This window comes from Flavobacterium hankyongi, assembly GCF_036840915.1.
In the GTDB taxonomy this organism is placed as follows: Bacteria; Bacteroidota; Bacteroidia; order Flavobacteriales; family Flavobacteriaceae; genus Flavobacterium; species Flavobacterium hankyongi.
Window position 1 is genome coordinate 210882 of sequence record NZ_CP085725.1, and the last position, 15821, is coordinate 226702.

The window sequence follows — 15821 nt, forward strand, 5'->3', positions numbered from 1 at the left end:
TTTATGGGCAAAAAAATCAAGGATAAAGTGATTTATTTCCGTTAGCAACAATATTACTTCCAAGTCCAGAGAATGATACTGAAAACGAACTATAGCTAAAGCTTAAAGATCCCGTTGGAGTGCATAATCCTAATGCATATCTGCATTGACCATAACTGCCAGTTTCTTTTGTTACTTTGCTTTCGCTTCTAGCTGATCCCAAAGACATATATCCCCAATCGTTAACATCTGTATTTGAAACAGTTGAGCCACTATAGTATATTGTTATTTGGTAGCCAATTTCTCCTCTGTCTGAGCCCCAAAGCCAGCTTGCTGTCCACCATTGTTTGTACCATCTTGAATACACTTTTGATTGTCCTTCGTTGGAAACTTCAACTTTTCCTTCTGTATCCATCATTATTAATCCGCTAAGAACATTATCCCAAACGATACCAGAGTTTCTGTAGAAACATAACGATGTAAATTTTTGACCTTTATTGATCCATGTTATTTCTAGTACGTTATCATCAAGTTGTATTTCTTTGACTGCCGTTTCTTTGACGTTTTTTTGAGTAGCTGTTAATATCTCACCTGAATATAGATTTTTCATTTTTCCTATAACAACTGATTTAGAATCTTTAATGTTTCCAAATGCTACTGTGCTTTCTTGATTAGATACTGCATCTTGAGCCATTGTGATTCCTTTACTTGTTGAAACTTTACCTAAAACAATAACTTGATCAATCTGTAAATCATCATTTAAATATTCAGATAGATTAGTTTTGGAAAGATTAAGTTGATTTTGAACTGCTTGAGGTAACTCCTGTGAAGAAATAGGAGACAATTCTTGTTTTAAACTTTCAATTGATTGTTTTTCATTAGAACTTTTTTGAACTGAGTCGATGCTGTCGTCTTGACAACTGTTGATTATTAGGGCAGAAAGCACTAATAAACCCTTAAAGGCATTTACGAATCTTGTTTTCATTTTAAAATGTTTTAAAAGTTAATTGTAGTAAAAATAGTACAAAATTTTAAATAAAACATTTAAAATGAATTAATTAACCTTTTGATGATTTTAAATAAATTTTAAAGAAGTATATCAAATAAAAAAAGCCGTTCATTATGAACGGCTTTTTTATGGGTCAAATTTGAGTTTGATTAGTATTTTAAATTTACTTTTAATTCAAATTCATCATCAATTGCTTTGTCAGCTAAAGCACCAAAGTTTTTAGAAGCATATTTGATGTCATATTTAGTTCTGTCAATCATTACAGTTGCATTAGCTACACCTTTATTAGCAACGATATCAAAAGTTACTGGAGCAGTAATTCCTTTAATTGTTAAGTCAGCAGTTACAGTGTAAGTATTAGCAGCTTTTGCACCAATAGATTTGAATACTAAAGTTGAAGTTGGAAATTTTTCAACAGCAAAGAAATCATCTGCTTTTAAGTGACCGTCTAATTTACCTTTATATTCACCTTGTAAATCTGTTGTATTTATAGATGTCATATCTACAGTGAAATTACCACCTACTAATTTTTTTCCATTAAATACTAATGCTCCTTCTTTTAAGTTAACATCACCATTGTGTTGACCACCAACTTTTTTTGCTAACCATAAAACTTTACTTTTTGAAGCATCAACTTTTTTAGTTGTTTGAGCTGAAGCTGTTAATGTTCCTAAAGCGATTACTAATGCTAAAGCGATTGATTTTAAATTTCTCATGTTTTAAATTTGATTTAATTAATAATTATAATTTGATAAATAATTCTTCTTTTGATTTTCTAACTTTTTTCACGTGTTGATTTGCATCTTCTTCATGGCGATATCCAACAGTTGCAATTAAAGTTGCGTTTAAACCTAATGCATTTAATCCTAAAATTTCATTTACTTTTTCTGGTTCAAAACCTTCCATAGGAGTTGCATCTATTTGTAACTCTGCAGCCGCATTTAAAAGATTTCCTAAAGCCAAATACGTTTGTTTTGCTGTCCAAGTATTTTTTACATCTTCAGGTAATGACGCAATTTTAGATTTCATAAAATCTCCGTAACCTGCAATGTTTTCAACTGGAATTCCTCTTGTTTCAGCAATATTGTTTAAATAAGTATCAATTTCTTTTTCACCCACATTTACCATGTTTGCAAAAATGAATAGGTGTGAGGCATCTACTATTTGAGATTGTCCCCATGCAGCTGGTTGAAGTTGAGCTCTTAATTCAGGATTTTCAACAATCAAAACTTTGTAAGGTTGTAATCCGTAAGATGATGAACTCAGTCTAATTGCTTCTTTTAAGATTTCTAAATCTGAATCAGAAATTTTTTTATTTGCATCAAATTTTTTTGTTGCATAACGCCAATTTTGGCTTTCTATAAATTTACTCATGGTTTTAACTTCTATATTTTTCTAATAAATTATTGAATAATTCTAACTCTTCATCTGTTAACTTAGAGCCGAAAAAGTTTTCGTGTTCAATAGCTTTAGGATCAATCTCAGCCAATATATTTAATCCTTTTTCAGTTATTTCAACTTCCATTTTTCTTCTGTTAGCAGGGCAAATTTCACGGGTAACTAATCCTTTTAATAACAATTTATCTACCAGTCTTGTCGTATTACTTGTTTTAGCAATCATTCTCTCTTGAATGGTGCACATGTTTGCCGGTTTACCTTTTTGGCCTCTTAAAATCCTAAGTACATTATATTGTTCAGGAGAAAGATCAAATGGTTTCAAAATTTCATTAAAATGGTCAGTTACAACCATATCTGCAAACATGACATTAAGTACTGCTCTCTTAGCAGAATTTAATGTTACTGTCGATTTTATAATATCTTCAATTTTCATATTTGTAGTTACTAAATTTGTATGTACAAATGTATAAATATTTTTCATTTGTATATACAAGTATTAATTAAATTTTTGTTAATTTTTAATTTAAGGTTTTTAGATTGATTAATTTTAGGAAGCTCAAAATTTTGAAAGTATGAAAAGAGTTAGTTTGTTATTGTTGTTTTTGTACTCAATAATGTTTTCTCAAAAAAACAGTCATGAACAGGTTAAGTTAGATCCTATTAATGAATATAGAAAAGATGGGACTACTGTAAAGTCATACGATTTTAATTCATTTGAACCCTATTTGCATAAAAGTGATGATACAACTTATGTAATTAATTTTTGGGCAACATGGTGTCTTCCTTGTGTAAAGGAATTACCATATTTTGAACAATTAAATCAAAAATATAAAAATCAAAATGTAAAAGTAATTTTAGTAAGTCTTGATTTACCTAAAAAAGTTGAAACTAATTTGATTCCTTTTATTAAAAAGAAAAATCTCAAATCTGAAGTAATACATTTAAATGATCCAGATGCAAATGCATGGATTGAAAAAGTAGATAAAGGCTGGTCAGGGTCTATACCAGCGACAGTAATTTATAATAAAAAAGGACGAATGTTTATCGAAGATTCTTATTCGTCTTTTAAAGAACTTGAAGAAGAATTATTAACAATAATAAAAAAATAAATTATATGAGAACTATTAAAATGTTAGCTTTTGCTTTAGTGGTAGCGGTTACTAGTGCTTTTACTTTAAATTCAGGAGGCTATCAAGTCGGTGATGTTGCTACAGATTTTTCACTTAAGAACGTTAACGATAAAATGGTGTCTTTAAAAGATTTTAAAGATGCTAAAGGTTTCGTTGTGATTTTTACCTGCAACCATTGTCCATTTGCAAAGGCATATGAAGATAGAATAATTGCTATTGATAAAAAATATAAAAGTTTGGGTTATCCAGTGATTGCTATAAATCCAAACAATCCTGATGTTCAAAAAGAGGATAGTTTTGATTTAATGAAAAAGAGAGCCAAAGAAAAAGGCTTTACTTTTCCGTACTTATTTGATGATGGACAAAAAATATATCCTCAATATGGAGCTACTAAAACCCCTCACGTTTATTTATTACAAAAAACTAGTAAAGGAAATATTGTAAAATACATAGGTGCCATCGATGATAATTATTCAGACGAAAGTGCTGTAAAAACAAAGTATTTAGAAAATGCTATTAATTCGTTATTGAAAGATGAAGAAATTGCTGTAAAAACAACCAAAGCTATTGGATGTTCTATTAAAGCATAGTAAATTTGAATACAAAAAAATAAATTATGAATTTAACACAAGAAGATTGGTGGTCAAAATTGCAAGAAGATGAAAATGCAGTTATTCTTGACGTTCGTACAGAAGATGAATGTAATGATGGGATAATTCCAAATGCAATTAATATAGATATCTATAAAGGACAAGGCTTTATTTATAAAGTTGAAGAGTTAGACAAGTCTAAAAACTATTATGTGTATTGTAAAGCAGGCGGAAGAAGTGCTCAAGCTTGCAACATAATGAACCAAATGGGATTTGAAACAACATATAACTTGATGGGAGGTTTCTCAGAATGGGATGGTCCAGTTGATATGCCAAAATAAAAAAGAGAAGCATCTGCTTCTCTTTTTTATTTATTTTATTCGGAGAGCTTTTTCAACTCTTTTTTATTTTTCAAAATAATTTTTTTTCCGTTAAGTTCTATTAGACCAGCTTTGTTGAATTCAGAAAGTAATCTAATACAACTCTCGGTTGCCGTTCCTATTATACTGGAAATTTCTTCTCGAGATAGGTGCAATTTTAGAGAACTATCTTCATTAACTCCAAAGGTATCATGTAAATAGAGTAGTGTAGTAGCCAGTCTTTCCTTAACGCTTTTCTGAGCAAGATTTACCAAAATGTTGTCTGCTTCTTTCAAGTCGTGACACACATTTTTCATCATGCTTAGTGAAAACTTATTATTGTCATTAAAGAAATCCATTACTTGGCTTTTAGGAACAAAACAAACTGTCATGTCTTCCAGAGCAACTGCGCTTAAATTTGTTGGTTCTTCACTTATTAAAGAACGTTGACCTAATAATTCTCCTCGTGTTACCAGTTTTACAATCTGATCTTTTCCGTTAGAACTCAGTTTAGTCAATTTACAAACTCCATCTTTTACACAAAAAATTCCGTCAAGATGATCACCTTCATCAAATATGACATCTCCTTTTTTTACTACATAAGACGTTTTACAATCGGCGAGTTTTAGCAATTCGTCCTTGTTCAATGCCTTTAAAGCACTGAATTCCCTAACGATACATTGTTCACATCTACCCATTTTTCCGATTGTTTTTTACAAAGATACTAAAGTATGATAAAAATCATATTCAAAAAAAAACTAACTTTAGAAATTTGCAATAGGTAAAATGAGCAAATTATGAATACACAAAATTGTTTCCACTGTGGTAACGATATTGTAAAAAAAGAAGAAATTTTGTTTGATCAAAAATCTTTTTGTTGTACTGGTTGCAAAACAGTATATGAGATTTTCAGTTTAAACGATTTAATCTGTTATTACGATTTTGAAAACGCACCAGGAGCTACTCCACAAGATATTAAAGGAAAATATGATTTTCTGGAAAATAAGGACATTGTAGAAAAACTATTGGAATTTGATGAAGATAAAACACAGGTAGTTTCACTTTATATTCCTCATATTCATTGCAGTTCTTGTATTTGGATTCTAGAAAACCTGAATAAATTGAACAAAGGGGTTTCCGCTTCTCAAGTAAATTTTCACGAAAAAAAAGTCCGCATCACTTTCACTTTTGAAAAGGTTTCTCTTAAAGAAATCGTTTTACTTTTAAGTTCCATTGGTTACGAGCCGTATATCAGTTTAGAGAATTATGAGAACAAGAAAAAAGAAGTGGATCGAAGTCTTTATTACAAAATAGGGGTAGCTTTTTTCAGTTTTGGTAACATTATGTTGCTGTCGTTTCCAGAATATTTCGAAGTGGGTGAATTTTGGATCGAACAATACAAAGGATTCTTTCGCTGGCTTATTTTTGCGTTGGCTTTACCACCATTTTTTTATTCCGCTTGGGGGTATTACGTTTCCGCTTGGAAGAGTATTAAATCTAGGATGTTAAACATCGATATTCCTATCGCTTTAGGAATTGTGGTGATGTTTGTGCGTAGTACATTCGATATCGCCATGGGCTACGGACAAGGTTTTTTTGACAGTATGTGTGGATTGATTTTTTTCATGCTGTTAGGGAAGATGTTCCAACAGAAAACCTATAATTTTCTTTCGTTCGAACGTGATTATAAATCCTATTTTCCAATTGCTGTCACCAAAATTTTAAGCGATAAGTCAGAAGAAGCAATTCAGGTGTATGATATTCAAAAAGGAGATAGACTTTTAATAAGAAACCAAGAATTAATACCAGTTGACGGCATACTGATTTCTGAAAAAACATCCATCGATTACAGTTTTGTAACAGGAGAAGCCGTACCAATTGAAAAGAAATCTGGCGATAAGATATATGCTGGAGGAAAGCAGATTGGGAATGTAGTTGAAATGGAAGTATTGCAGTCGGTTTCTCAAAGTTATCTGACCCAATTATGGAGTAACGATGTATTCCAAAAACATATCGACAGAAAATATAAAACTATTACGGATAAAATCAGTCGTTATTTTACGCCAGCATTGTTGCTTTTGGCTATTGTTTCCTTTAGTTATTGGATTTTTATCGATGCTAATACTGCTTTCAATGTATTTACTGCGATTTTAATTGTGGCTTGTCCTTGTGCCTTAGCATTAACAGCTCCTTTTACGTTAGGTAATGTACTTCGTATTATGGGATACAAAAAGTTCTATTTGAAAAATGCAACGGTTATCGAACAATTAGCTAAAGTAAATACAGTCGTTTTTGATAAAACTGGTACAATTACTACTAATAAAAAGACTTCGATAATTTATGAAGGAATGTCTTTAAGCGATGAAGACTTAAAACTTTTAAAAAATACTTTGCGAGGGTCAAATCATCCTTTAAGTAGAAGATTGTATGATTTTATACCAAATCAGGTAAAACTTGAAATCACACATTTTGAGGAAATTATCGGAAAAGGAATTTTTGCAACGGTTAATGGTTATACTATAAAGTTAGGTTCTTCACAGTTTTTGCAACATATGAGTGAAAATACGCATAAGAAAACGAAGGTTCACGTAGAAATCAACGGAATCTATAAAGGAAGTTATGTGTTCAATAATCAGTACCGAGAAGGGTTGGAAAATTTATTTGAAAAGCTTTCAAAGCAATATAATCTGGTCGTTTTGTCAGGAGATAATGACGGAGAACGAAAGATTTTAGAGAAGATGCTACCTTCAGAAACTACTTTGGTCTTCAATCAAAAACCTGAAGATAAACTTGCTTTTATTGAAGGTCTGCAGAAGCAGGGTAAAAACGTGATGATGGTTGGTGATGGGCTTAATGATGCTGGAGCCTTGGCTCAAGCCAATGTTGGAATTTCCATTTCAGAAAACGTAAATGTTTTTTCTCCGGCTTGCGACGGAATTTTAGATGCGTCTCAATTCTCAAAAATTGATTATTTCCTTCGTTTTTCAAAAAATGCAATGAAAACTATCTATATGAGTTTTGGATTGTCATTACTTTACAATGTTGTAGGTTTGAGTTATGCAGTTACAGGAAACCTGTTGCCAATTGTAGCGGCAATCATTATGCCTTTGAGTACAGTTACTATTGTGAGTTTTGTAACCATTACAAGTAATTATTTTGCTACTAGAAAGTAAATAATTATATTAGTATATAAGAAAAAAACTACAAGAATCTTTGTAAAGAGAGAAAATGAGACCATATGATAAAAATCATGTTTTATCTACTCACTACAAAGTAATTTTGAATTATAAATTTTTTAAGGTATGAGTGTTATTTATCTATTAATTTCCATCAGTATCGTTGTAGCGCTTACGTTTTTATACATTTTTATAAGAGCAGTGAGGAGCGGTCAGTTTGACGATGACTACACACCTTCGGTACGTATGTTATTCGAAGACGAATTAAAAAAGAGTAAAACCAAAACAGATATAAATTCAGAAAATCAAGACTAAATTATGGAAATGCAACAATTTTATTATGATAACAAAATTGTAAACAAGTTCATTTATGCTACGATAGTTTTTGGTGTAGTAGGAATGCTAGTTGGATTATTATTAGCCACTATGTATTTATTTCCTAACATCACCGATGGTATTTCGTGGTTAAGTTATGGCCGTTTACGTCCACTGCATACCAATGCAGTAATTTTTGCCTTTGTGGGTAATGCGATGTTTGCTGGATATTATTATTCAATTCAGCGACTTTTAAAAACTAGAATGTATAGTGATGTTATGAGTAACATCAACTTTTGGGGATGGCAGTTAATTATTTTAGCAGCAGCTATTTCATTACCATTAGGTTATACAACTTCTAAAGAGTATGCCGAATTAGAATGGCCAATCGATATTGCCATAGCTTTAATTTGGGTAGTATTTGGAGTAAATATGATTATGACGATTTTAAAAAGAAGAGAACGTCATTTGTATGTTGCTATTTGGTTCTACATTGCCACTTTTGTAACTGTTGCGGTACTACATATCTTCAACAGTTTAGAATTACCAGTTAACGGATTAAAATCATACTCAGTATATGCAGGAGTGCAAGATGCTCTGGTGCAATGGTGGTATGGGCATAATGCAGTAGCATTTTTCTTAACTACTCCATTTCTTGGGTTAATGTATTACTACATGCCTAAAGCAGCTAACCGTCCAGTATATTCGTATCGCTTATCTATTATTCACTTCTGGTCATTAATCTTCTTATACATTTGGGCTGGTCCTCATCACTTATTATATTCAGCTTTACCTGATTGGGCACAAAATTTAGGTGTTGTATTTTCTGTAATGTTGATTGCTCCATCTTGGGGTGGTATGATTAATGGATTGTTAACATTAAGAGGTGTTTGGGACAAAGTTCGTACCGATGTTGTATTGAAATTCTTTGTTGTAGCAATTACAGGTTATGGTATGGCAACTTTTGAAGGACCAATGCTTTCTTTGAAAAACGTTAACGCTATTGCGCACTTTACTGATTGGATTGTGGCTCACGTACACGTAGGAGCACTAGCTTGGAATGGTTTTATGACTTTTGGTATTATTTATTGGTTGTTGCCACGATTAACAAAATCAGAATTGTATTCACAAAAATTAGCTAATTTTCACTTTTGGATTGGAACTTTAGGAATAGTAATGTATGCCTTACCAATGTACGTAGCTGGATTTACTCAAGCTTCAATGTGGAAGCAGTTTAACCCAGACGGTTCTTTAGTATATGGTAACTTTTTAGAAACAGTGAATCAAATCATGCCAATGTATGCTATGCGTGCAGTTGGAGGTACCTTATACTTAATTGGAATGTTAGTATTGGTTTACAATGCTATCCAAACAGTTCGTAATGGAAATGCAGTAGAAGATGAATTAGCTGAAGCACCTGCTTTAACAAAAATTGCTTCGTATCGTTTGAATGGTGAAAAGTTTCATGGGTGGTTAGAAAGAAAACCAATTCAGTTAACCATTTTAGCTACCATTGCTATTTTAATTGGAGGTATTATACAAATTGTGCCAACTATCGTTGTGAAATCAAATATACCTACTATTTCAAGTGTAAAACCGTATACCCCCTTAGAATTAGAAGGTCGAGATTTATATATCCGAGAAGGTTGTGTAGGCTGTCACTCTCAAATGATTCGCCCGTTCAGATCTGAAGTTGCTCGTTATGGAGAGTATTCAAAATCTGGTGAATATGTGTACGATCATCCATTTCTATGGGGATCAAAACGTACTGGTCCCGATTTGTTCAGAGTAGGAGGAAAATATAATGACAATTGGCATTTTAATCACTTATGGGATCCGCAAAGTACTTCAGCAGGTTCAATTATGCCAGGTTACAAATGGTTGTTTGACAATAAAGCAGCTAATTATTCTGAAATAGAGAAAAAAATGAGTGTAATGCAAACCTTAGGAGTACCTTATACAGATGAAGAGGTTAAAAACGCAAAAGCTTCTATTGCTAGCCAGTCAGCTAAAATTGAAGAAAATTTGAAAAATGACCCTGATTTCGTAAAAAGTTATGAGCAAAGTCAGAAAAATGCAAAAGCAAAAGGAGAAACATTTGTTCCTATGAAAGACCGTGAAGTAGTAGCTTTAATTGCTTACTTACAACGATTAGGGACAGATATTAAAGTTAAAGATTTACAAGCTCAAAAATAATTTGTCATGTTAAAATTTGTAAAACATACTATGGAAAACATCTCAGGGATTGAGATTTATCCAATCATTTCATTACTAATTTTTTTCTTCTTCTTTGTGGGGCTGTATTTCTGGGTTTTTACTTATAAAAAAGAAAAAATCAATCAGTTAAGCAATTTGCCATTTTCAGAAGGAACTTCAGATGAATTTTTAAAACTATAGTCCATGAAAAAGTTATTTCCTATATATGTAAGAATTCCAGTTTTTTTCACTTTGTTTTTCTTAGCAATGGAATTCTTTATCGATTCTGGAGACCGACCAGCATTTGTCAAGTATCCTATTTTGATATTGGTTTTGTTAATGTTTTTGTTGGTTTTAATTGCTATCGAACTAGTCTTAAATGCAACAGATAGAGTAATAGATACTTTATTAACAGAAGAGCAACGAAAAGCAAAAGAAATTGAAGAAAACCTTCCTTTTACAGAAACTCAATTCTACAAAGGATTGATGAGAAAACTTACTCGCTCTCGAAAAGTAGAGGAAGAAGGAGAATTGCTTTTACACCATAATTATGATGGTATTCAGGAACTTGATAATGTATTACCGCCTTGGTGGGTGTATTTATTTTACGCAACTATTGCTTTTTCATTTATTTATTTGGTTCGTTTTCATGTTTTAGGACATGATAACCAAAAAGCCGAATTTGACAAAGAAATGGCAGAAGCTAAAATTCAAGTAGAAGAATACAAAAAAACAGCTCCAGATTTAATGGATAAAGAAAAAGTTACTTTATTGACTGATGCTGAAAGTATTAATGCTGGTAAAGCTATTTTTCAAACCAATTGTATCGCTTGTCATAAAGCCGATGGAGGAGGGGCTATTGGACCAAACTTAACAGATAAAAACTGGATTAATGGTGGAGGTATCAAAAATGTGTTCAACACCATTATGGAAGGTGGTCGTGCAGGAAAAGGGATGATTGCTTGGAAAGACCAAATAAAACCTACAGAAATTCAAAAAGTAGCCAGTTATGTTTTAAGTCTTCAAGGTACAAATCCTGCAGGGGCTAAAGAACCTGAAGGAGAAATTTGGGCAGAAGAAGGAGTTGTAACGCCTAAAGATACAAAAGCGCCAACAGCAGTTGACACAACACAAACAAAATAATAAATTTAACGTTGTCACTCTGAGCAATGTCGAGGAGTCTCTTGAGACTCTTCGGCAAGCCAGAATGAAAAAAAGATAAAAAATGGCAACCAATTTACCAGATGATAATTTTAGAGATTCCATCGCTACTATTAATAAAGAGGGCAAACGAGCTTGGATTTTTCCTAAAAAGCCAAGTGGAAAATTATACGATAGAAGAAAATGGGTGAGTTATTTTTTACTAGCATTTCTTTTTTCAGCACCTTTTATCAAGATCAATGGAAATCAGTTTTTACTTTTTAATGTTTTAGAACGTAAATTTTCCATTTTTGGTTTTCCGTTTTGGCCACAAGATTTTCACTTGGTAGTTATTTGTATGATTATTGGAGTGGTTGGGTTGGCTTTATTTACTGTTGCTTTTGGTCGTATTTTTTGTGGTTGGATATGTCCTCAAACCATTTTTATGGAAATGGTTTTCCGTAGAATTGAATATTGGATTGAAGGAGATCGTGGTGCTCAAATCAAGTTAGATAAACAAGCTTGGGATGCCGAAAAAATTAGAAAAAGAATCACAAAGTGGTTTGTTTTTTATGTGGTTTCCTTTCTAATTGCCAATGTCTTTTTAGCCTATTTAGTAGGAAGTGATCATGTTTTAGATATGGTGCGACAAGGACCATTTCATAATACAAATACTCTTATTGCACTTATCATTTTTACGTATGTATTCTATTTTATATACGCTTGGTTTCGTGAACAGGTTTGTATTATAGCCTGTCCTTACGGTCGTATGCAAGGCGTATTGCTGGATAACAAAACGATCAATGTGACCTATGATCATGTTCGTGGTGAAGGAGAATCGGGTAGAGCCAAATTTAAAAAAGGAGAAGACAGAGCACTTGCTGGTAAAGGCGATTGTATCGATTGCCACCAATGTGTAAATGTTTGTCCAACAGGTATCGACATTCGTAACGGAACACAGTTAGAGTGTGTGAATTGCACAGCATGTATAGACGAGTGTAATTCGATTATGAAAAGCGTGAATTTACCCATAAACTTAATTCGTTACGCTAGTGAAGATGAAGTTGTGAAAAAGGAAAAGTTCGTTTTCACTAATAGAATGAAAGGCTATGTTGCAGTATTGTCAATACTTATTGGAATCTTCATTGGGATGTTGTTTTTGCGTAATGATGTTGAGGCTGATGTTTTACGATTGCCAGGTCAATTATTTGAGCATAAAGGCGATAAGATAAGTAATGTGTTCACCTATAAAATTGTAAATAAAACAGTCCGTGATTTTGATAATGTACATTTCAAATTGGCAAACCAAGAAGGCCAAATCAAACTAGTAGGAAATCAATCGTTTCTAGTAAAAAAAGAAGCCATGGCACAAGGAACATTGTTTATCGAAATTCACCCAGCGTTTTTAAAGAGTGATAAAACCAAAGTGACCATTGAAGTATATAACAATAATGAGTTATTAGAAACAACTTCGACCAATTTTTTAAGTCCGAGAAGTTTTAATTAATTGAAAAAGAATGATAATAGACAAATAGATGATAGATAGACAGAAATTGAAATTACGATAAAAAGATAAAAGTATTATAACGGAGTTTTATAGTCTACTATCGTTCGTCTATAATCTATTCTCGAATAAAAATAAAATTATGAAAGCAAATTGGGGCACAGGAATCGTTATAGCATTTGCATTGTTTATTACGTTCATTTTGTACTTTGTGTTTAAAGTACAATCTGACTCGCATTATGACCATGAGATGGTTACCGAAGAATATTATAAAAAAGAATTAAATTTTCAGCAACAGCTTGACAAGTCGCAAAATGCTTACGATTTAAAAGAAAAACTGACAATTTCAACACAAAACGATAGATTACAAATTAGTTTTCCAAAATCGTTTGACCATAAAAAAATCAAAGGTAAAGTGTCCTTTTATAGACCGTCCAACCAGAAACTGGATTTTGAGATTCCTATCTCTTTGTCCAATTCAAATTTGCTCGTACCTAAAACAGATTTGGTTGGCGGTCGTTGGGACATTACAGTAGATTGGGAGTATAATGGTGTTGGGTATTTCAATAAACAGAGTGTGAATTTGTAATTCGATAATTTTTAACTCACAAGTTATAATTTAAAAAAGTGCTGTATTCAGGATTTATTTTAGGATTAATAAGTAGCTTACATTGTATTGGGATGTGTGGTCCTATTGCTATGATGTTGCCACTTGAACATAAAAATCCTACTAAAAAAGTATTACAGCTTTTGATCTATCATTTTGGTCGAGTTTCGGCTTATATGATCTTCGGATTGGTTTTTGGTTTGTTAGGGAAAGGACTTTTTCTGGCTGGTTTGCAACAAGAGTTATCGGTTCTCATTGGTATTTTTATGATTGCATTTGTATTAATTCCAGAGAAAGTTCTTGCCCAATATAATTTTTCAAAACCAGTGTATCAATTAATTTCTAAAGTAAAATCATTACTAGGGAATCAATTTAAAAATAAAACCTATGGTTCCTTATTTACTATTGGTTTGTTAAATGGTTTTTTACCTTGTGGTCTAGTTTACGTAGCTTTATTTGGAGCCATTGCCATGCAAAATGAAGCATTGGGAGTAGGCTATATGTTCCTCTACGGATTAGGCACCATTCCTATGATGAGCGCTGTGGTTTATGTCTCTAATATATTTACTGTTCCAATGCGTAACAGGATTCAAAAAATTATTCCACTCATTACTATTGTAATAGGTACTTTATTCATTTTACGCGGTTTGGGACTTGATATACCTTTTGTGTCTCCAAGTAATGTAAGCTTGTTTGTGCAAAACACACCACATTGCCGATAATTGATGTTTGTTTTCTTTGCTTTTTTAAAGACTTTAAGAAGAAGTCGAATGGAGCCAAGTTAACATGAACCAAAAGAAGGACAGTTTTGAGATTTATTTCCGATTTCATCGAAGCCGAAATTTCAAAGCTAAAATTTCTATAAGGATTTAAAAATTGACTTTTTGATTCTTTTATGTCTAAACAAAAGAATATATATAAATAATTAAAATTTCTAATACTATGGAAAGACACAATTTACTAAACGAATTCCCTGAATTCACTGCAAAAATCCACGAATTAAAAACAACCGACAACCACTTTAAAAAACTATTTGACGAATACCACGAAGTGGAACACGAAATCCACAAATACAATTCAGGTGCCGAAGTAACTTCAGACGAACATATGCACGAGCTGAAAGCCAAGTTACTGTTTTTAAAAGACGAAATTTTCTCAATGTTGAAGAATTAAAAAAAGCCCACTGGTTGAGTGGGCTTTTTTGTTGGTATCAAGTTATAAATGACTTTTTACAAAGCACACCAAACTGTAGATAATTTATATTTGAGTTTTTACTTCATCTATAATAAACTTCCAATTTTCCTTTTGAAAAGGGGCATTGTGTTCACCATTTTTTATTGGAAATATCTTTTTTGATGTTGTCACTGCATTTTCATATAAGTTAACCCCCATCGAATAAGGAAGAACATGATCACTAGTGCCTTGCATTATAACTAAATTTCCTTTAAATTTTTTTATCTCTTCAGTATTTGAAATGCTCAATAAATGTTCTTCAGTTTTCAGTTTTAAAAAAGGTCTAAACAAGATTTTTGGCCCTCTGGTAAATACTTTTTTTTGATAGGCCAAAAGTGTTTTCGCATTCGAAAAAGGAGAAAGTAAATATAAGTTAGGAATATTGTTTTCAGTTCCCAACTTAGTAGCAAATACACTTCCAAGAGAATAACCCATTACAAAATGTACTTTGCCTTCATTGCGAGTAACTTCGTCTAGAAAATATTCATTGTCATTAAATTGGGTTTTAAATGACGGAGTTCCCTCGGATTTTCCGTAGCCACGATAATTTAATACATAAATTTTTGAATTCGTTTGTTTTGCCAAATCAATTAATTCGTTTGAAAAATTTGTTACAGTTGAAGTATTGCCAAGAAAAAATAAACCTACTTTCTCGGTTTTTGGTGGTTCAAAAACAAAATATTCTAGATTTAATGTGTCACGCTTTAAAAACTTTCTCCAAACCAAAACCTTTTCGGCAGTATATATTAATTCATTGTTAGTATCAATTATGCTTTTATATGAGTTGAGAAGACTGTCTTTTTTCGCTTCACTATAATCAGTCCTTTTAATAACTCTAACCATTCTCTCATAATTGTACTTCCCTTCTTTAAAAACAGAACTTTCAACAATTTCAATTGTTTTGCACGAAACAACTGAGAGTATTATAAGAACATAGCATGAAACTAGCTTGTAATTATTTGTTATTAAGCTATTTAAATGACGATAAATTTGATTTGGCTTCATTGTGTTTTTTAGTTATTTGACTATTCCAAGTTGAATTATAGAAACTAAATTTCGTTCACCCAAGTTAATAAAAATATTTAAAGGCAATTCTGGTTGATGCTTTTTCAGAGAGAATATTTGTTATTGTACTTTTGTTGGTGCAATTTTCCAACTAGTGTTACATTCATGAAACTTTAGAAA

Annotated in this window: 18 protein-coding genes; 12 read left to right on the forward strand and 6 right to left on the reverse strand. The window is 32.0% G+C overall.

Translation table 11 applies throughout. The annotated features are described in order from the left end of the window. Positions 1-16: 16 nt before the first annotated feature. The 4 genes from LJY17_RS01010 to LJY17_RS01025 form a co-directional block, all read right to left on the reverse strand. Positions 17-964: a hypothetical protein gene (locus tag LJY17_RS01010; RefSeq protein ID WP_264542014.1), complete on the reverse strand. Its 948-nt coding sequence runs from the start codon at positions 962-964 to the stop codon at positions 17-19. A gap of 173 nt (positions 965-1137) precedes the next feature. Beyond that, positions 1138-1704 carry a YceI family protein gene (locus LJY17_RS01015; protein WP_264542015.1) on the reverse strand — a complete coding sequence of 189 codons (567 nt, stop codon included), beginning with the start codon at positions 1702-1704 and terminating at the stop codon, positions 1138-1140. A gap of 25 nt (positions 1705-1729) precedes the next feature. Then, on the reverse strand, positions 1730-2362 hold the full coding sequence (locus LJY17_RS01020) for an NAD(P)H-dependent oxidoreductase (protein WP_264542016.1): 633 nt from the start codon (positions 2360-2362) through the stop codon (positions 1730-1732). 4 nt (positions 2363-2366) lie between these two features. Continuing rightward, positions 2367-2819 carry a MarR family winged helix-turn-helix transcriptional regulator gene (locus LJY17_RS01025; RefSeq protein WP_264542017.1) on the reverse strand — a complete coding sequence of 151 codons (453 nt, stop codon included), beginning with the start codon at positions 2817-2819 and terminating at the stop codon, positions 2367-2369. Positions 2820-2958: 139 nt separating this feature from the next. On the opposite strand from LJY17_RS01025, the gene LJY17_RS01030 reads away from it, so the two are divergent. Genes LJY17_RS01030 through LJY17_RS01040 form a run of 3 tightly spaced genes read left to right on the forward strand, consistent with a single transcriptional unit; the run spans position 2959 to position 4447 of the window. Continuing rightward, positions 2959-3495 carry a TlpA disulfide reductase family protein gene (locus tag LJY17_RS01030; protein WP_264542018.1) on the forward strand — a complete coding sequence of 179 codons (537 nt, stop codon included), beginning with the start codon at positions 2959-2961 and terminating at the stop codon, positions 3493-3495. A gap of 5 nt (positions 3496-3500) precedes the next feature. Beyond that, positions 3501-4106 (forward strand): thioredoxin family protein, encoded by a 606-nt coding sequence (locus tag LJY17_RS01035; protein ID WP_264542019.1) that lies wholly within the window; start codon positions 3501-3503, stop codon positions 4104-4106. A gap of 26 nt (positions 4107-4132) precedes the next feature. Next, positions 4133-4447: a rhodanese-like domain-containing protein gene (locus LJY17_RS01040; RefSeq protein ID WP_264542020.1), complete on the forward strand. Its 315-nt coding sequence runs from the start codon at positions 4133-4135 to the stop codon at positions 4445-4447. A 35-nt stretch (positions 4448-4482) separates the two neighbouring features. On the opposite strand, the gene LJY17_RS01045 is transcribed toward LJY17_RS01040, so the two are convergent. Then, entirely contained in the window at positions 4483-5163 is a 681-nt protein-coding gene (locus LJY17_RS01045) for a Crp/Fnr family transcriptional regulator (RefSeq protein ID WP_264542021.1), read from the reverse strand. 99 nt (positions 5164-5262) lie between these two features. On the opposite strand from LJY17_RS01045, the gene LJY17_RS01050 reads away from it, so the two are divergent. The 9 genes from LJY17_RS01050 (at position 5263) to LJY17_RS01090 (ending at position 14576) form a co-directional block, all read left to right on the forward strand. Then, on the forward strand, positions 5263-7638 hold the full coding sequence (locus tag LJY17_RS01050) for a heavy metal translocating P-type ATPase (RefSeq protein WP_264542022.1): 2376 nt from the start codon (positions 5263-5265) through the stop codon (positions 7636-7638). Positions 7639-7767: 129 nt separating this feature from the next. Further along, positions 7768-7956 carry a cbb3-type cytochrome oxidase assembly protein CcoS gene (ccoS, locus tag LJY17_RS01055; RefSeq protein ID WP_264542023.1) on the forward strand — a complete coding sequence of 63 codons (189 nt, stop codon included), beginning with the start codon at positions 7768-7770 and terminating at the stop codon, positions 7954-7956. A gap of 3 nt (positions 7957-7959) precedes the next feature. Then, a complete protein-coding gene (gene ccoN / locus LJY17_RS01060) occupies positions 7960-10152 on the forward strand; it encodes a cytochrome-c oxidase, cbb3-type subunit I (RefSeq protein ID WP_264542024.1) in 2193 nt (730 codons plus the stop codon). 6 nt (positions 10153-10158) lie between these two features. Next, positions 10159-10353 (forward strand): CcoQ/FixQ family Cbb3-type cytochrome c oxidase assembly chaperone, encoded by a 195-nt coding sequence (locus tag LJY17_RS01065; protein WP_264542025.1) that lies wholly within the window; start codon positions 10159-10161, stop codon positions 10351-10353. Positions 10354-10356: 3 nt separating this feature from the next. Continuing rightward, a complete protein-coding gene (locus LJY17_RS01070) occupies positions 10357-11295 on the forward strand; it encodes a cbb3-type cytochrome c oxidase N-terminal domain-containing protein (RefSeq protein ID WP_264542026.1) in 939 nt (312 codons plus the stop codon). 82 nt (positions 11296-11377) lie between these two features. Continuing rightward, positions 11378-12799, forward strand: a complete 1422-nt coding sequence (ccoG, locus tag LJY17_RS01075; protein WP_264542027.1) for a cytochrome c oxidase accessory protein CcoG — start codon at positions 11378-11380, stop codon at positions 12797-12799. A 139-nt stretch (positions 12800-12938) separates the two neighbouring features. Continuing rightward, on the forward strand, positions 12939-13385 hold the full coding sequence (locus LJY17_RS01080; RefSeq protein WP_264542028.1) for a FixH family protein: 447 nt from the start codon (positions 12939-12941) through the stop codon (positions 13383-13385). 38 nt (positions 13386-13423) lie between these two features. After that, positions 13424-14125 carry a sulfite exporter TauE/SafE family protein gene (locus LJY17_RS01085; RefSeq protein ID WP_264542029.1) on the forward strand — a complete coding sequence of 234 codons (702 nt, stop codon included), beginning with the start codon at positions 13424-13426 and terminating at the stop codon, positions 14123-14125. Positions 14126-14345: 220 nt separating this feature from the next. Continuing rightward, positions 14346-14576 carry a YdcH family protein gene (locus tag LJY17_RS01090; protein WP_264542030.1) on the forward strand — a complete coding sequence of 77 codons (231 nt, stop codon included), beginning with the start codon at positions 14346-14348 and terminating at the stop codon, positions 14574-14576. A gap of 84 nt (positions 14577-14660) precedes the next feature. Here LJY17_RS01090 and LJY17_RS01095 read toward each other — a convergent pair whose 3' ends face one another. Beyond that, positions 14661-15641, reverse strand: a complete 981-nt coding sequence (locus LJY17_RS01095; RefSeq protein ID WP_264542031.1) for an alpha/beta hydrolase — start codon at positions 15639-15641, stop codon at positions 14661-14663. Positions 15642-15821 lie beyond the last annotated feature (180 nt).